At 70.7% G+C, this 15,224-nt stretch carries 12 protein-coding genes; 6 read left to right on the top strand and 6 right to left on the bottom strand.

Annotated elements, in window-relative coordinates; genetic code table 11:
- Positions 1-261 precede the first annotated feature (261 nt).
- Entirely contained in the window at positions 262-1,134 is an 873-nt protein-coding gene (locus tag ACQP1V_RS41400) for a hypothetical protein (RefSeq protein ID WP_387416346.1), read from the bottom strand.
- A gap of 201 nt (positions 1,135-1,335) precedes the next feature.
- Between ACQP1V_RS41400 and ACQP1V_RS41395 the strand changes: the two genes are divergently transcribed.
- Both ACQP1V_RS41395 and ACQP1V_RS41390 read left to right on the top strand, forming a co-directional pair.
- Entirely contained in the window at positions 1,336-2,499 is a 1,164-nt protein-coding gene (locus ACQP1V_RS41395; RefSeq protein WP_387416345.1) for a Leu/Phe/Val dehydrogenase, read from the top strand.
- A gap of 151 nt (positions 2,500-2,650) precedes the next feature.
- Positions 2,651-2,881 carry a DUF3073 domain-containing protein gene (locus tag ACQP1V_RS41390; protein ID WP_067137901.1) on the top strand — a complete coding sequence of 77 codons (231 nt, stop codon included), beginning with the start codon at positions 2,651-2,653 and terminating at the stop codon, positions 2,879-2,881.
- A 154-nt stretch (positions 2,882-3,035) separates the two neighbouring features.
- Here ACQP1V_RS41390 and purM read toward each other — a convergent pair whose 3' ends face one another.
- A complete protein-coding gene (purM, locus tag ACQP1V_RS41385) occupies positions 3,036-4,061 on the bottom strand; it encodes a phosphoribosylformylglycinamidine cyclo-ligase (protein WP_433416952.1) in 1,026 nt (341 codons plus the stop codon).
- Between the two features lie 43 nt (positions 4,062-4,104).
- Complete coding sequence (gene purF / locus ACQP1V_RS41380) at positions 4,105-5,541, bottom strand: amidophosphoribosyltransferase (RefSeq protein ID WP_067137905.1); 1,437 nt, start codon at positions 5,539-5,541, stop codon at positions 4,105-4,107.
- Positions 5,542-5,704: 163 nt separating this feature from the next.
- Between purF and ACQP1V_RS41375 the strand changes: the two genes are divergently transcribed.
- Positions 5,705-7,945, top strand: coding sequence for a hypothetical protein (locus ACQP1V_RS41375; RefSeq protein WP_433416949.1), 2,241 nt, complete (start codon positions 5,705-5,707; stop codon positions 7,943-7,945).
- A 73-nt stretch (positions 7,946-8,018) separates the two neighbouring features.
- Here the strand turns inward: ACQP1V_RS41375 and ACQP1V_RS41370 are convergent, their stop codons facing one another.
- Entirely contained in the window at positions 8,019-8,459 is a 441-nt protein-coding gene (locus tag ACQP1V_RS41370; protein ID WP_433416946.1) for a sterol carrier family protein, read from the bottom strand.
- 52 nt (positions 8,460-8,511) lie between these two features.
- On the bottom strand, positions 8,512-9,927 hold the full coding sequence (locus ACQP1V_RS41365; protein ID WP_433416943.1) for an MFS transporter: 1,416 nt from the start codon (positions 9,925-9,927) through the stop codon (positions 8,512-8,514).
- Between the two features lie 81 nt (positions 9,928-10,008).
- Between ACQP1V_RS41365 and ACQP1V_RS41360 the strand changes: the two genes are divergently transcribed.
- On the top strand, positions 10,009-10,698 hold the full coding sequence (locus tag ACQP1V_RS41360; protein ID WP_433416940.1) for a TetR/AcrR family transcriptional regulator C-terminal domain-containing protein: 690 nt from the start codon (positions 10,009-10,011) through the stop codon (positions 10,696-10,698).
- Positions 10,699-10,948: 250 nt separating this feature from the next.
- A complete protein-coding gene (locus tag ACQP1V_RS41355) occupies positions 10,949-11,668 on the top strand; it encodes a hypothetical protein (protein WP_433416937.1) in 720 nt (239 codons plus the stop codon).
- 99 nt (positions 11,669-11,767) lie between these two features.
- Here the strand turns inward: ACQP1V_RS41355 and ACQP1V_RS41350 are convergent, their stop codons facing one another.
- A complete protein-coding gene (locus ACQP1V_RS41350; RefSeq protein ID WP_433416934.1) occupies positions 11,768-12,934 on the bottom strand; it encodes a PucR family transcriptional regulator in 1,167 nt (388 codons plus the stop codon).
- A 105-nt stretch (positions 12,935-13,039) separates the two neighbouring features.
- Here ACQP1V_RS41350 and ACQP1V_RS41345 point away from each other — a divergent pair, with 105 nt between their 5' ends.
- Positions 13,040-15,142, top strand: a complete 2,103-nt coding sequence (locus ACQP1V_RS41345; RefSeq protein WP_433416931.1) for a M6 family metalloprotease domain-containing protein — start codon at positions 13,040-13,042, stop codon at positions 15,140-15,142.
- Positions 15,143-15,224 lie beyond the last annotated feature (82 nt).

Genomic DNA, 15,224 nt, shown 5'->3' with positions numbered 1-15,224 from the left:
GTCACGGATGTCCCCCAACGATCCATAAGTGCGGTTTCATGGATCATTTTCGGTATCACCCGATGTGACCATACAGCCACGTAACGCGATTGGCGAGCCCTCTGGGAGCAACGCCGCGACCACGTGGTGATGTCACGCTCGGTGATTCTAGCGACACGCTTCGTGGTATCGCAGTGAAAACGGCAAACTACTCAGTTCGCAGATGTTGAGATCGAACATCCCATGACCCAATAGTGCAGGTCTGGGGGTGCGATATGGGCTTTAGTTGGCAGACTGGAGGCCCTGGATCGACCTCCAGCGAAGTACGACACGCTGGTACATGGCGAAGGCAAGTTCTTCCTGACCGTTGTCCAAACCAGTGAGCGCGGCGGCAAGCTCCGCGACTGACTGGTCGGCCTCCAGCGTCTTGTCGTCCATGAGGTGGACCAGTCCGCCGTAGTCGAGCTCCACCAGCGAGTGGGGGTGGAACTCCTCCAGCCACCTGCCGATGTCCTCGAACTCGGTGTACGCGGCGGTGTCGGGCGCGTGCCTCCTGATCACCCCGAGCGCCTTGGCCACCCTCCGGCGCGACTGGGCCATCGAGGTGACGTACAGCATGGTGCGCGCGGGGGCGGCCACGGCCTGCGCCGGCTGCTCGGCGACCTCCGCCGGCTCCCCGCCCAGCACGAGCCACCGCTCCGTCGAGTCGAAGGGGGCGAACCACGACGTCGGCACGTGCCAGGTGCTGCTCCTGATGTGCGTGCGCAACGACGTGCCCGCACGCTTGTACCGGTCGAAGTCGTCGGCCGTCTGCTCGGCGATCGCCTGCGGCACGAACCGGTGGGCCAGCTTCACCGGGGTGCTGCCGCGGAACGTGGCGAACGACAGCCAGGACCGCAGCCTGCTCTGCCACGGGCAGACGTAGAGCACGTCCTCGACTCGGCGCAGGTAGGCGTTGCGGCTCTCCTGCTCGGGAGCGGGCGCCGGCGGGACGCCGAGGATCCTGCGGACGGCCTCGCCGTGCTCCACCCCCAGCGCGCCGGCCCGGCGCGGCCGGTCGCGGGACTCGGCGTAGGCGGCCCAGATCTTCTGGTCCTGTGGGGAGAAGGCGGCCAGCGGCTCATAGACGCGGAGGTAGGCGGCATAGGGCAGCACACCTGAATCGTGCCATGAGGCCGGGGACCCTGGGGAGGGCCGTCTCGGCTTTTCATGATCCAACGGCCGCGGCACGGTTAGGCTGTGGACGGCCCGCTCCCGACCTCGGCGTCGCCCCACCCTTCGCGACGGCGGATCGGTCGGGTGGGCAGAAGGATCCGCCGTAACGGAGCGGCGGACAGAAGTGTCAGGAGCACCACCGTGATCGACGTCTTCGGGCTCTCCCACAAGGACAGCGGGCCCCTCAGCGTCACGACCGGAGCGGACCGGAACGAGTCCTCGACGGCATCCCCCAGCTCACCCGGCAGGCGAGGCCCCGGGCACGAGCAGGTCGTCTTCTGCTCGGACGAGCGCAGCGGCCTCTACGCCATCATCGCCGTCTACAGCACGGCGCTCGGTCCCGCGCTCGGCGGCACCCGGTTCTACCCGTACGAGAGCGAGCAGGCGGCGCTGGCCGACGTGCTCAACCTCTCCCGCTCCATGGCGTACAAGAACGCCCTCGCGGGGCTCGACCTCGGCGGCGGCAAGGCCGTGATCATCGGTGACCCGTCCAGGGACAAGAGCGAGGCGCTCCTGCGGGCGTACGGACGGTTCGTCGAGTCGCTCGGCGGGCGCTACTACACCGCCTGCGACGTCGGCACCTACAGCGAGGACATGGACGTCGTCGCCCGGGAGTCGTCCTATGTGACCGGGCGGACCCTGGCGCACGGCGGCGCCGGCGACTCCTCGATCCTCACCTCGTTCGGCGTCTTCCAGGGCATGCGGGCGGCCGCGGAGCACGCCTTCGGCAGCCCCACGTTGCGCGGCAGGCGGGTCGGTGTCGAGGGAGTCGGCAAGGTCGGCCGCAGGCTCGTCGACCTCCTGCTGGAGGACGGCGCCGAGGTCGTGATCTGCGACGTCAACGAGGAGGCCGTCGATCTCGTACGGCGTAGCCGGCCCTCGGTGGAGGTGGTCGCCGACACCGCCGCGCTGATCGCGTCCGACATCGACGTCTACGCTCCGTGCGCGCTCGGCGGCGCGCTGAACGAGGCCACCGTCCCGCTCCTGCGCGCGCGGGTCGTCTGCGGCTGCGCCAACAACCAGCTCGCCGACCCGGGAGTCGGAAAGCTGCTGGTGGAACGCGGCATTCTGTACGCCCCCGACTATGTGGTGAACTCCGGCGGAGTCATCCAGGTGGCCGACGAGATCGAGGGTTTCAACATGGAGCGAGCCCGGGCGAGAGCCGCCCAGATCTTCGACACGACAGCCAAAATCTTCGCCCTGGCGGCCGACGACGGTGTCCCGCCCGCGACCGCCGCGGATAGGCTGGCTGAGCGCAGAATGTCGGAAGTAGGGCGGCTTAGGGGTATCTGGCTCGGCCGCTGACCGCTGACGCCCATACGGCGTACCGAGCGGCGCGCAAAACAGGTACGGTTATAGGCGAACGAGAGACTGGCGCCTAAAGTCAGGTGGCGCCAGTGCGCGGTGCGTTAGCGACGAGGGGTCCGGTGCGACCCCGCATGAGGGGGTCGAGCCAATGGGGCGCGGCCGAGCCAAGGCCAAGCAGGTCAAGGTCGCCCGCCAGCTGAAGTACAACAGCGGCGGCACTGATCTTGAGCGTCTGCGCGCGGAGCTCGGAGTCGTGGACGAGGGCGATTCCGGCCACAGTGACGAGCATGACCCTTACGACGAGCTGGCTGATCGGTACGCCGATTACGCCATCGACGATGACGAGGGCGAGAGCAAAGACTCGTCCCGACGCCGTTAGCCGTTCCTGACAGCGTTTGAGGTGAATCACCCGGCGAGGGACCCTTCCCACGCCGGGTGACTTCACGTTGTCCAGGTCCGATCGAGCGCCCCGGCCCAGCCGGGGCGCCTTTTGGCGTCCGGGCCGGCCGACGGCCGGCCCGTGATCGCCGGGATCAGCGGTAGCGCGCCACGCCCGTGCCGGGGACGACCTCGCCGAGCACCCAGGCGGGCACACCGCGCCCGTTGAGCAGGGCCAGCGCGCGGTCGGCCTGGTCCGCGGGGACGACGGCGCACATCCCCACGCCGAGGTTGAACGTCCGGTCCATCTCGGACTGCGGGACGCCGCCGTGCCCGGCGAGCACCTCGAAGATCGCGGGCGGGGTCCAGGACCCCCGGTCCAGCAGGGCGTCGACCGTGCCGGGCAGGGAGCGGGCCAGGTTGGCGGTGAGGCCGCCGCCGGTGATGTGCGCGAAGGCGTGCACCTCGACCTCGCGGATCAGCGCGAGGCAGTCGAGCGAGTAGATGCGGGTGGGTTCGAGCAGCTCCTCGCCGAGCGTGCGGGACAGCTCGGGGAGCTCCCGCTCAAGGTCCAGGCCGGCGGTCTTGATCACATGCCTGACCAGGGAGTATCCGTTGGAGTGGATCCCGCTGGAGGCCAGGGCCAGCACCACGTCGCCGGGTCGTACCCGATCAGGCCCGAGCAGTTCGTCGGCCTCGACGACGCCCGTGCCGGCGCCGGCCAGGTCGTACTCGTCGGGGCCCATGGCACCCGGGTGCTCGGCCGTCTCGCCGCCGATGAGCGCGCAGCCCGCGAGCCGGCACCCCTCCGCGACGCCGCCGACGATGTCGGCGATGCGCTCGGGCACCACCTTGCCGCAGGCGATGTAGTCGGTCATGAACAGCGGCTCCGCCCCGCACACCACGAGGTCGTCGACGACCATGCCCACGAGGTCGATGCCGATCGTGTCGTGCTTGCCGAGCCGCTGCGCCAGCATCACCTTGGTGCCGACGCCGTCGGTCGAGGTCGCCAGCAGGGGGCGGCGGTAGCGCAGGAAGGCCGAGGCGTCGAACAGCCCGGCGAACCCGCTGGCGTCGTCCACCACCTCGGGCCGCCGTGAGCGCGCCACCCGGGACTTCATCAGCTCGACGGCCCGGTCACCGGCCTCGATGTCCACACCCGCGGCGGCGTAGCTGGTCATGTGCTCCCCTTCGTCGGTCGTGCGTGGTCGCTCGTGCGACCCGTCACAGCTGCCCTTCCAGGACGTACTTGCCGACCTGGTCCTGGTCGACAGGGATGGGGTACTCGCCGGTGAAGCAGGCACGGCAGAGCCGATCGGCCGGGATCGTGGTCGCCCGGGTCAGCCCTTCGAGGGAGATGTATCCGAGTGAGTCGGCCCCAAGGGAGGCGCGGATCTCTTCGACGGACAGCGACCCGGCGATCAGCTCGGCCCGGGTGGCGAAGTCGATGCCGTAGAAGCACGGCCACGCGACCGGCGGCGAGGAGATCCGCACGTGGACCTCCGTGGCGCCCGCCTCGCGCAGCATCTTGACGATGGCCCGCTGGGTGTTGCCGCGCACGATCGAGTCGTCCACCACGATCAGCCGCTTGCCCTGGATGACCTCGCGCAGCGGGTTGAGCTTGAGGCGGATGCCGAGCTGGCGGATCGTCTGCGACGGCTGGATGAACGTACGGCCGACGTAGGAGTTCTTCACCAGGCCCTGGCCGTACGGGATGCCGCTCTGCTCGGCGTAGCCGATGGCGGCGGGGGTGCCGGACTCGGGCGTGGGGATGACGAGGTCGGCGTCGACCGGGTGCTCCCGGGCGAGCTGGCGGCCCACCTCGACCCGGGTCGCCTGCACGCCGCGTCCCGCGATGGTCGTGTCCGGCCGGGCGAGGTAGACGTACTCGAACAGACAGCCCTTGGGCTGGGCGGCGGCGAACCGGCGGGACCGGACTCCGCGCTCGTCGATCACCAGCAGCTCGCCGGGCTCGATCTCGCGGATGAACGACGCGCCGACGATGTCGAGCGCCGCGGTCTCGGAGGCGACCACCCAGCCGCGTTCGAGCCGGCCGAGAACCAGCGGCCGGATGCCCTGCGGGTCGCGGGCGGCGAACAGGGTCGTCTCGTTCATCCAGACCAGGGAGTAGGCGCCCTTGACCTGGGGAAGCAGCTCGGCCGCCGCGTCCTCGATGGACTGCGAGCGGTCCTGCGCGAGCAGCGTCGTCAGCACCTCGGTGTCCGTCGTCGCGCGGATGGCGTCCGGCGGGAGGCGCAGCGCGAGCTCGCCGGTGTTGATCAGATTGCCGTTGTGGGCGAGCGCGAGGCCGCCGTGTTCGGTGGAGCTGAGCGTGGGCTGCGCGTTCTCCCAGACACTCGACCCGGTAGTCGAGTAGCGACAGTGTCCGATCGCGATGTGGCCGCGGAGCGTCCCGAGGATCGACTCGTCGAAGACCTGGGAGACCAGGCCCATGTCCTTGTAGATGAGGATGCGGCTGCCTTCGCTGACCGCGATGCCCGCGGACTCCTGGCCGCGGTGCTGTAGCGCGTACAGCCCGTAGTAGGTGAGTTTGGAGACATCCTCCCCGGGAGCCCACACACCGAAGACGCCGCAGGCGTCCTTGGGTGCGCGGTCGAGGGAGTCGAGGTCATGGCTCAGTCGGCCGTCGCCTTTCCGCACATGCTTGAGTCTATTTCGGCCTTCTCCCTGCTCGCGCACCCGGGTACGGAAAGTCTCGGCGAAACGATCGACGTGGCTTTGCCGTGTCGTCCGGGTTCCGTCCACACCCTCCGGGAGAGCCTTGGGTCTCCGGCATGCCCAACTCTGGTCCGGGAGAGCGACCGTGACGACACCTGACAAGCCCGCGTGGGAGCCCCAGCGTGACCAGCGGCCCGACAACGAGACCCGTCCGGACGAGCAGCGGCTGGTCCTTCCGGTGAACTCCTGGGACGAGCCCGATCTGGAGGGGTCCTGGTGGGAGCCCTCCGGATACCGGGAGCCCGACCCGGTCCGGCCCGGAGAAAACCGCTCAGCTTTCCGCGAAACCGCCGGCGATCCACCGCGTGCGGAGCACCGGCCGCCGGACGACCCTCTCGGAAGGGACACGAGTGACCGCCGTGAGCGGGGTGACCTGAGCCGCCGGGGAACGGAGGCGGGCGAGCCGGACTTCAGCGACTGGACCGACTGCGGGTTCTCCGACGATCTCGCCGCCACCGACCCGGGCTACCGCTCCTGGGCGGAGCCGGAGACCACCTGGGAGAGCCTCAAGGCGTGGGCGGCCCAGGATCCCTTGGCGAGCGAGCCTCCGTATGCGCCTGCGGCGCCCCAGCACCCGGGGGTCTCCGGTCCAGATACGAGTGACGCGACGGGGGGGCGCGATCACGCCGGGAACGGCGGATCGCCGGGCGACGCGGGCGCGTACGGCGAGGCGGCGGCAGGTCAGGGCGCTCACGCGGGGCCGGAGGCCGCGTTCGGCGGGCCGGAGGCTCACGGGTACGGCGCGCACGGCAGACACGAGGCAGCCCCGTACGGCACGCACGGAGTCCCGGAAGCGGCGGGCTACAGCCCGGACAACGGCCACGAGGCCGCCGCGTACGGCGCGTACGGCGGGCCGGAGGCCCCGGAGCAGCCGAGCCTGCCGCCCACGGCCGTTCCGTCGCAGGTCCCGCCCGCCCATGTCGCGCAGCCGCCGCAGGCCCCGCCGTACGCGGGACCGGGGACGCCGCCGGCATCTCCTTCGCCGGCCGGATCCGCCCAGATGCCGCCGCAGATCCCGTCACAGAGCGGGCCACCGGGCCGGCCGGGCGGGTCGTACGACGAGCAGCCGCCGGGGGCGCCAGGGGGATGGAACGATCCGTACGCGGGGCCCGCGAGCGGCTGGCAGACGGACCCGCACCCTGACCGGCAGCCCAAGGTCCCGATGGAAGACCGGCCCGATCTCCGGATCGGCCCCGCCGGCGACCCGTACATGGACGGCCGGTACGGCATGGGCGCGGACGTGTCCGGCCTGCCGCGCGCCGGGGCCGACGGCTCGGCCGAACCGTCGACCGGGTACCCGGCCGAAATGCCGGCGCCTTCGACCGGATGGGGGCTCCCGCCCGCCTCGCCGTACTCGCCCCAGAACCCGGACCCGGGTGCGACGCCCGTGCCGCCGTCCGCGGCGGCCCCGGTGGAGCGCGCCGTCTGTGAGCACTGCGGGATGCCGCAAGGGGGCACGGGTTCGTCCAGGCCCGGCACGGGAGCGTTCGCCGCCCAAGGATCCGGCGACGCCGGGACGGGAATCTTCGGGGCCGCGGACGTGACGACGGGGCCGATGGAGCGCCTGGGCGTCCCCGGCGCGCAGAGCACCCAGGACCGGTCCGTCTGGAGCGCGCGGCCCGCACCAGGAGAGCCGTACGCGAGTGAGGGGGCCGCGACCGGAGGAGTCCCGGCCACCGGGCACGTTCAGGCACTCAAGACGGAGAACCCGGCCGAGCCGCCCATCTGGGGACAGGACGACGGCTACATCCGCATCGTCGGCAAGGACTCGGGAACGGAGGGGCCGGAGGAGCCCCAGGGCCGTCCCGGCGAGTACGGCGAACGCTTCCCCACCCCTCCGCGGCACCCTGAGGAACGCGAGCCGTCGGAGGGTTTCGGCGGCCGGACCCCACCCGCCGGCGGCGGGCAGCCACCGTTCGGCGACCGGCCCGTCCACCCGGGCGAGCCGGGACGGCACGGCGGGGCGGTGTACTACCAGCAGCAGCCGCGGCGGCGGGGCGAGGGCCTGGGCACCGCTGCGATGGTGCTCGGCATCGTCAGCATCGTCCTGCTGTTCTTCTGCGGGGTCGGCACGCTCACGGCGGTCGCGGGCATCGTCCTCGGCGTCGTCGCGCTCACGGTCGGCTCCCACAAGGGCCGCGCGATCACGGGCATCGTCCTGAGCGTCCTGACGCTCGCCCTCGCGGCCGTGATCGGTGTCATGCTCTACAACTGGTTCCAGACCAACAAGCTCGGCGAGTGCTTCGACGTCAGGACGCATCCCACGCAGGCGTCCACGCAGCGCTGCATCGAGGAGAAGCTGAGCGAGTCGGGCCTCACCCGCTGATCCGCCGGTCCCGTCCCGGTAGCGCGCCGCCTCGCGAGGATCGCCGCGAGGCGGCGCGCTACCGCGGTTTCCGTCAGCGGAGTGGAAGGTAGGCCGACAGGTCGGCGCGTGATCCGCTCGCGGCGATGCGGCCCATCGTCAGGGCGGACTCCCAGGAGACGCGGCCGGTGGCCAGGTCCAGCCAGGTGCGCGGGTCGGTCTCGATGACGTTCGGAGGGGTGCCGCGCGTGTGGCGCGGCCCCTCCACGCACTGCACGGCCGCGTACGGCGGCACCCGAACCTCCACGGTCCGCCCAGGGGCCCGCGCGGCCAGTTCGTCCAGCAGGTGCCGTACGGCGAAGCGGGCGGCGTCCCGCAGGGGCTCGCCGCCGCTGTCGTACGCGCGGAGGACGGCGGCGACGCAGGCGGTGGACAGCGCCGTGTCCGGCCCGGTGAACGGGGGCTCCCCAAGGGCGGCGAGCTGGGCGTCGAGGGCGGTGCGGACCTTCACCAGGTCCGGTCTGCGTGGCGGCATCCGCCCATTCTCTCCGCACCGTGCCGTACGGGCTTTCGCGGTGCCACGGTGTTCAACCGACGGGCTCGGCGACGCGGGTCTCGACCGGTGCGGGTTCGGCGCGGCGGGCGCGCAGCGCGTACAGGCTCACCGGGACGCCGACCAGGACGATCGCCGCGGCGATGAGCAGCGTGAACTGGTACGCCTCCAGGAAGGTGTGCATGGACGGCCCCGTGAGGGCGCTCTGCCGGTTGCTCATGACCGCCCCGAGGATCGTGATGCCGAGCAGTCCGAACACCTCACGGGAGACGTTCAGGACCCCGGACGCCACGCCGACCCGGGTGGCGGGCATGACGCCCAGGATGACGTTGGTCAGCGGCACGAGCAGTCCGGCGCCCGCGCCGTAGAGCATGAACCAGGGCAGCAGGTCGAGATAGCCGCTGCTCTCGCTCCCGCCGGACAGCCCGGCGAAGGCGACGGCCATCAGGCCGAGCCCGGCGGCGACCGTGGGGGCGGTGCCGAATCGCGCGGCGATCCGGGGCGAGGTGGCCGCGACAACCGCCATGAGCAGGGCCATCGGCACAAAGGCCGCGCCCGCCTCCATCGGGGTGAACCCGAGGGCGTTCTGCAGGTAGATCGCGGTGAAGAAGTAGATGCCGAACACGCCGAACGACCAGAGGCCCTGCGACAGCAGGCCGCCGCTGAAGACCCGCTCGCGGAAAAGCGAGAGGTCGATCATGGGCTGGGCGGTGCGCAGCTCCGTGATCGCGAAGGCGGCCGCGGCGGCCGCCGCCACGCCGAACGCGCCGAGGATCGGCGCCGAGCCCCACCCACGCGACTCGCCCTCGATGAGCGCGTAGGTCAGGGCGGACAGCGCGATCGCCGAGAATGTCAGACCGGGCAGGTCGAGCCCGCCGGGGCGCCGCTCCTTCCTCGGCACGCGGATCGTCAGGAAGCCGAGGACCGCGGTCACCGCGCCGATCGGCAGGTTGATCAGGAAGATCCACCCCCAGTGGGTGTTCTCGCTGAGCAGGCCGCCGGTGAGCGGGCCGACGGCCAGCGCGAGGGCGCCCACGGCGCTCCAGACGCCCACGGCGGTGGCGCGCTCGCGCGGGTTGGGAAAGATCGCGGAAAGCAGGGCGAGCGCGGTCGGGGTGAGCAGCGCCGCCCCGACCCCCTGGAGCGCGCGGGCCGCGATCAGCGTCTCCTGGCCGCCCGCCAGGCCGGCCGCGACCGAGGCCACGGTGAAGACGCCGAGCCCGGCGAAGAAGACGGTCCTGGCGCCGAAGACGTCCGCGAGCCGTCCGCCGACCAGCAGCAGCCCGGCGAACACCAGGATGTACGCGCTGACGATCCATTCCAGGCCGGAGATCGTGAGCCCCAGGTCGCGCTGAATCGTCGGGAGCGCGACGTTCACCACGTTGTTGTCGAGATAGCTCATGAACGTCGCGAGTGCGACCGCGACCAGAGCCCACCATTTCCGCTGCACTTAATGACCTTCCTATACGGAGTACTTGTACGGCGTACATGTGCGGTGCATAGGAGACCTTGTACGTCGTATAGTTGTCAAGTGGGATCCGAGAAGCTGAGCAGAGAGTCCCTGGTCGAGCGGGCCGTTTTGCTCGCCGACGCCGAGGGGTTGGAAGCGGTCACCATCCGGCGTCTGGCGCAGGAGCTCGGCGTCACGCCGATGGCGCTGTACTGGCATGTCAAGAACAAGGAACAGCTCCTGAACTGCCTGGCCGACCACCTGCTGAGGGAGATCACGTCGGAGTTCGACCCCGGCGCGTCGTGGAACGTCCGGGTGCGCGTGATGGTCGAGGCGCTGGTCCGGCTGATGCGGCGGCACCGGTTCCTGCCCGGCCTGTTCGGCGTGGTCACGAAGGGCGCGGTGGAGAGCTTCTCCCGGGCGACGGACACGGTCCTCGATCTGCTCCGCCAGGCGGGGTTCACCCTCCAGGAGGGGCACCTGATCTCGACGTACCTGCTGCACAGCGCGATGACCCTGGTCGACCATGAGCCGGGCGTGCCGCCCTCCGTGCCGCCGGAGGAGGCCGCCGAGTGGCAGCGGCAGAAGCGGCTGGCCCTCGAATCCCTGCCCGCCGACCGGTACCCGTGCATCGTCGAGTACGCCAAGACGCTGGACGAGGTCGACGTCGAGCGCTACTACGCGTTCGGGCTCGACCTGCTGATCGGTGGCGTCGAGGCGATGGCCGCCCGCCGGGGCGAGGCGGGAACGGCGGTCAGCCCGGCAGGCTGACGTCGCGTGGGGTCGCGCGGGCCGGCGCGGAGAACACCGCGGCGAGCGCTGGCTGCCCGCCGTCGTCAGCGCGTACGGGCCGGCCCGGCGGCCGAGCGCGCCCGACATGCGTCTAGACGGAAAAAGGCTGATCAATGATGCAAGAGATGGACTTGTGATCTCTGATCGGTAATCCTGTGGAACGTTCGAAACGTCCCTTGAGCACCAAGAGTGTTCAGCACTCGCTCTTGCTTGAGAAAGGGACGTCTCCGTGGCTATCAAATTGCCGGGCGGGCGCACGATCGGTGTTCTGTCGGTCGGCGTTCTCGCCGGGTCTCTGTTTGCGGTGGGCGGCATGGCGACCGCCTCCTCCGCCTCCACCGCCGCCAAGGTCATCTACGGCTGCGTGAACAAGAAGTCGGGTTACGTGCGCATCGTCAACGCGACGACCACCTGTAAGCCGACCGAGTACAAGATCTACTGGAACCAGGCCGGGACCCCCGGAGCGACCGGGGCGACCGGCATCGGCGGCACCGGCGCGACCGGCCCGCAGGGTCCGCAGGGACCGCGCGGCCTCCAGGGCGAGCGCGGCCCGGCCGGCCCGCAGGGCCCGAAGGGCCAGGACGGCAAGGACGGCAGCAACGGCAAGGACGGCGCGCCCGGCGCGAAGGGCGAGAAGGGCGACCGCGGCCCGGCCGGCCTTCAGGGCGAGCAGGGCAAGCAGGGTCCGCAGGGCCCGAAGGGCGACCCCGGCACCGGCGGCTCGGTCAATCCCACGGTCGTGACCGGGGGCTTCGCGTTCGGCGGACAGGGTGGCTCCAAGACCGTTTCCTGCCCGACGGGGAAGGTCGCCACGGGTGGCGGCTTCACGATCGGGAGTGGCAGCGCCTCCGGCCAGATCTACGAGAGCGCTCCCTCCGGCAGCACGCTGAGCGGCTGGAAGATCTCCGGTAAGAACGCCGAGGGCACCGCATACGCCGTCTGCGTCTAGCGTGACTGAGGAGCGGTGGCGGAGTCGTGGCTCCGCCGCCGTGTGAAGAACGCGAAAGATCCTTCCAGGCAGGGTTCGGGAAGGATCTTTCGCCGCGGATCAGCCGGTACCTCCGGGAGACGGCACGGACGAGGGGTGGTAGCGCCCGGACAGCCGGGCCAGCTTGAGGCTGAGGTGCAGGCTCAGCCGCTCCACGCCGTCTCTGAGATCGGTCTCCGCCAGCTCCTCGACCCGCTGCAGCCGGTAGTACAGGGACGTCCGGTGCAGGCGCAGGCGGCGTGAGGTGGCCTGGGCGTTGCCGGCCAGGTCGAGGTAGGTCTCCAGCGTCTCCAGCAGCGGCCGGTGCTGGACGTCGTCGAGCAGCCGCTCCAGTCCCGGGTGGAGGTTGTCGTGGGGGACCCGGGTGAGCAGCCGGTAGACGCCGAGCCGGTCCCACTCCGCCGAGCGCCCGAGCTCCGGCACCTTCGCCGCGACCTCCGCGGCGTGCAGCGCCTCTTCGTACGACTCGACAGCGTGCGCGAGCGAGGGGCGGGGAGCCCCGATCCCGACCAGGACCGGCGTGCCCAGCGCCGCCCGCATCTCGTCGGGGAAGGAGGCGGTGCCCGCGGTGAGCAGCACGGCGTGGTCGTAGCGCACCAGGTGGAGGGGGTGGTGCCCGGCCAGGCGCCGCCGTACGGCCAGCAGCCCGCGCTCCAGCGTCAGCCGCAGCGTCTCGCCGGTGTCGGCGGTGACGGGCTTGGCGACCGCCACCGTGACGGGGGAGGCGTGCGGGAAGGCGCCCGCCTCGATCAGCGTCCTGGCGGCGTCGGCCTCCCCGCGCAGCAGCCCTCTGATCGCATCGAGCTCCCGGCGCGAGGCCAGGCCGGCGGCCAGGCTCTCGTGGAAGAGGACGAGGGCCAGCACCGGCGCGGCCGCCGCCGCGACCGCGATCTCCGGCTCCGCCATGGACGGATCGACGTCGATGAACCAGAGGAAGCCGAGCGGCCGGCCCTCGTGTCGTACGGGGACGCAGATCCGCGGCAGCAGCCCGAGCTCGGGGGCGCCGGGCGTGCGCAGGGGGCCGTTGGCATCGTGGATGCCGGCCGCCCGGAGGAACGCGCGCACCTCCGGCGTGGTGTGGCGGCGCAGGATCGAGTCCCGCCGGACGTCGTCCATCGGCCCGTCCTGCTCGCTGTACGCGACCACGCGTTGGCGGCCGTCTTCCAGCAGCAGCGGGCGATTGAGGCGCAGGGAGAGTTCGTCCACGATGCGCTGCAGATCCGCCACCCGACCTCCATCTGGGCATTCCAACATCTGTCGGACGGGTGCCCGTTGGTCTTCCCTACATGTGACCGATGATCTGCGTCAAGGTCGTATATAGCGTCTTGAATCGTGAAAGCCCCCAGAAAGCTGCTTCAGTGCCTGTTCGCGGCCATTGTCGTGGTTCCGGCGGCACTGGCGGCGACGCCCGCGTCCGCAGATCCTTCCCAAGATCCTGAGCATCCCTGGCGGCGTGACCACTGGCCCCAGACCCAGCCCTGGCAGCGCGACCAGCCCGACGAGGCACAGGTCCTGCGCGGCCGCGCCTCGCGCGTGGTCGCGCCGATCGACCCCCAGAACTGGACGAACCCCGACCACATGACGTGGGCGGACTACAAGAAGATCCCCGGCTCCGACTGGGCCGATCCCAGCAAGAAGGGGTCGGCGCGCACCTTCAAGGGAGCGCTGGTCCTACTCGACTATCCGAACCAGCCGTTCGTCGTCACCCAGCCCAAGGGGTCCACGGTCTTCGGCAACCCCAGCGCCGAGGCCCACGACGTCCCGCGCGACCAGGTCGCCCAGTTCTACCAGGACTTCCTCAACACCCCCAACGCGCTCAACAAGGGGCACACCATCCACGAGTACTGGATGGAGGATTCCGGCGGACGCTACGGGGTCGAGCTGAAGGGCTTCGGCCCGTACACCATGCCCGGGAAGTCGCACGAGTACGGGATGGAGTACCAGCGCGACGCGTGCCCGGCGGGCGACACCTGCAACAAGAACCTGCGCACCCACGGCAACGCCGCCTGGCTCGCCGACGTCGGCCAGGAGGTGGCCGACGGGTTCGACTTCGTCTTCTACGTCAGCGCCGGCCAGGACGAGTCGTCCACCTGGCAGGAGTTCGGCATGATGAAGTTCCCCACCAAGGAGGACGTCACCGACGAGTTCGGCCCGCCGGACCCGAACCTGCCGAACTGGTCCGCGACCCGGTACGTGGAGTGGACCTCCTGGGCCGCGGGATCCACGTTCTGGCCGAACGCGCGCTTCGGCGTCGACTCGGTCCAGACCGAGAGCTCCGGCATGGGCGTCTACGCCCACGAGCTGAGCCACATCATGGGCATCGCCGACAACTACAACAACCCGTACGGCACGCCGATGCGCCGGGCGTACACCGGCATCTGGGAGATGCTCAGCCGCGGCAGCTTCAACGGCCCCGGCGGCCCGCACAGCCGCTGGCTGATCCCGCCCACGGCGGGCGCGTCCATGGGCGCCCAGCACATGCTGCGCAACAAGATCAAGCTGCAGATGGTGGACGAGCGGAACGTCCTGCGCCTGTCGCGGGAGGCGCTGCGCGACTCCGGTCTCGTCGTCGCCGACGTCACGGCCCGTGCCGTGGAGCCGGGCAAGAACGGCCTGGCGGGCGTCAACGTCTCCTTCGACACCGGCGACAAGTCCACCGGATCGTGTGACGCGCGGACCAACCCGCTGTGTGACGGCGGCAACTACGACAACTACACGATCGAAGTCGTGGACCGGATGGGCACCGACTCCTTCACCCCCGACTCCGGGGTGCTCCTGGCCAAGACGAAGAACCAGGACAGCGCGCCGTTCGAGTGGGTGATCGACGCCAACCCGCAGGACATCGGGATGACCGACTACGTCCTGCCGGACGGCACCAAGGTCCCGATCACGATCGGCGACTACCGCCAGCTCTCCGACGCCCTCTTCCACGCGGGCACCGACTCCGGCAGCCAGTACGAATTCGTCGACCAGGCCAACCGGCTGCACTTCTACGTCATCGACGTGCACCGCGACGCCAATGGGACCCTGTCCTACACGGTCGCGATCCGCTCGCTGGACGGCGCGGGCCCGCAGAAGCGCGGCGTCAAGCTCGTGCCGGGCGCCGGCGTCCCCGCGGCCCAGAAGGGCGTGTCCACCTGCCGGTTCCCCCTGTTCAACACCGGCAAGGCGGCTCAGGGTGGGAACTCGCAGGACGTCAACGCGTACCTCGGCAGTGACGTCTACCGCCTGAAGGCGGAGGTCGAGGGCGCCGGCTGGACCACCATCACGCCGAACGGGCTGGCGGCCGTCGAGTTCGGCAAGCACGAGTTCGTCACCGTCCACGCCCAGCGCGCGGACGGCGGCAGCAAGCACGCCATCGTCAAGCTCACGGCCACCTCCGAGAGCGACCCCTCCAAGACCATGACCGCCACCTGCAACGTCGTCGGCCTCTGACACACGCACGGAAAGGCGCTCCCGGACCCCGTCCGGGAGCGCCTTTCCGCACCCGCCGAAGACGGGCTCTCAAGGGTGGGGA

Source organism: Microtetraspora malaysiensis (assembly GCF_050947145.1).
Taxonomy (GTDB): Bacteria; Actinomycetota; Actinomycetes; order Streptosporangiales; family Streptosporangiaceae; genus Microtetraspora_A; species Microtetraspora_A malaysiensis.
The sequence above is the reverse complement of the archived record's forward strand: the minus strand, read 5'-3'. Positions and strand labels throughout refer to the sequence as shown.

What these genes read in the sequence shown, in the direction of transcription:
- ACQP1V_RS41390 (WP_067137901.1), top strand. Translation starts at nt 2,651, where the DNA reads ATGGGGCGCGGCCGAGCCAAGGCCAAGCAGGTCAAGGTCGCCCGCCAG.
- purM (WP_433416952.1), bottom strand. Translation starts at nt 4,061, where the DNA reads ATGACCAGCTACGCCGCCGCGGGTGTGGACATCGAGGCCGGTGACCGG.
- ACQP1V_RS41370 (WP_433416946.1), bottom strand. Translation starts at nt 8,459, where the DNA reads ATGCCGCCACGCAGACCGGACCTGGTGAAGGTCCGCACCGCCCTCGAC.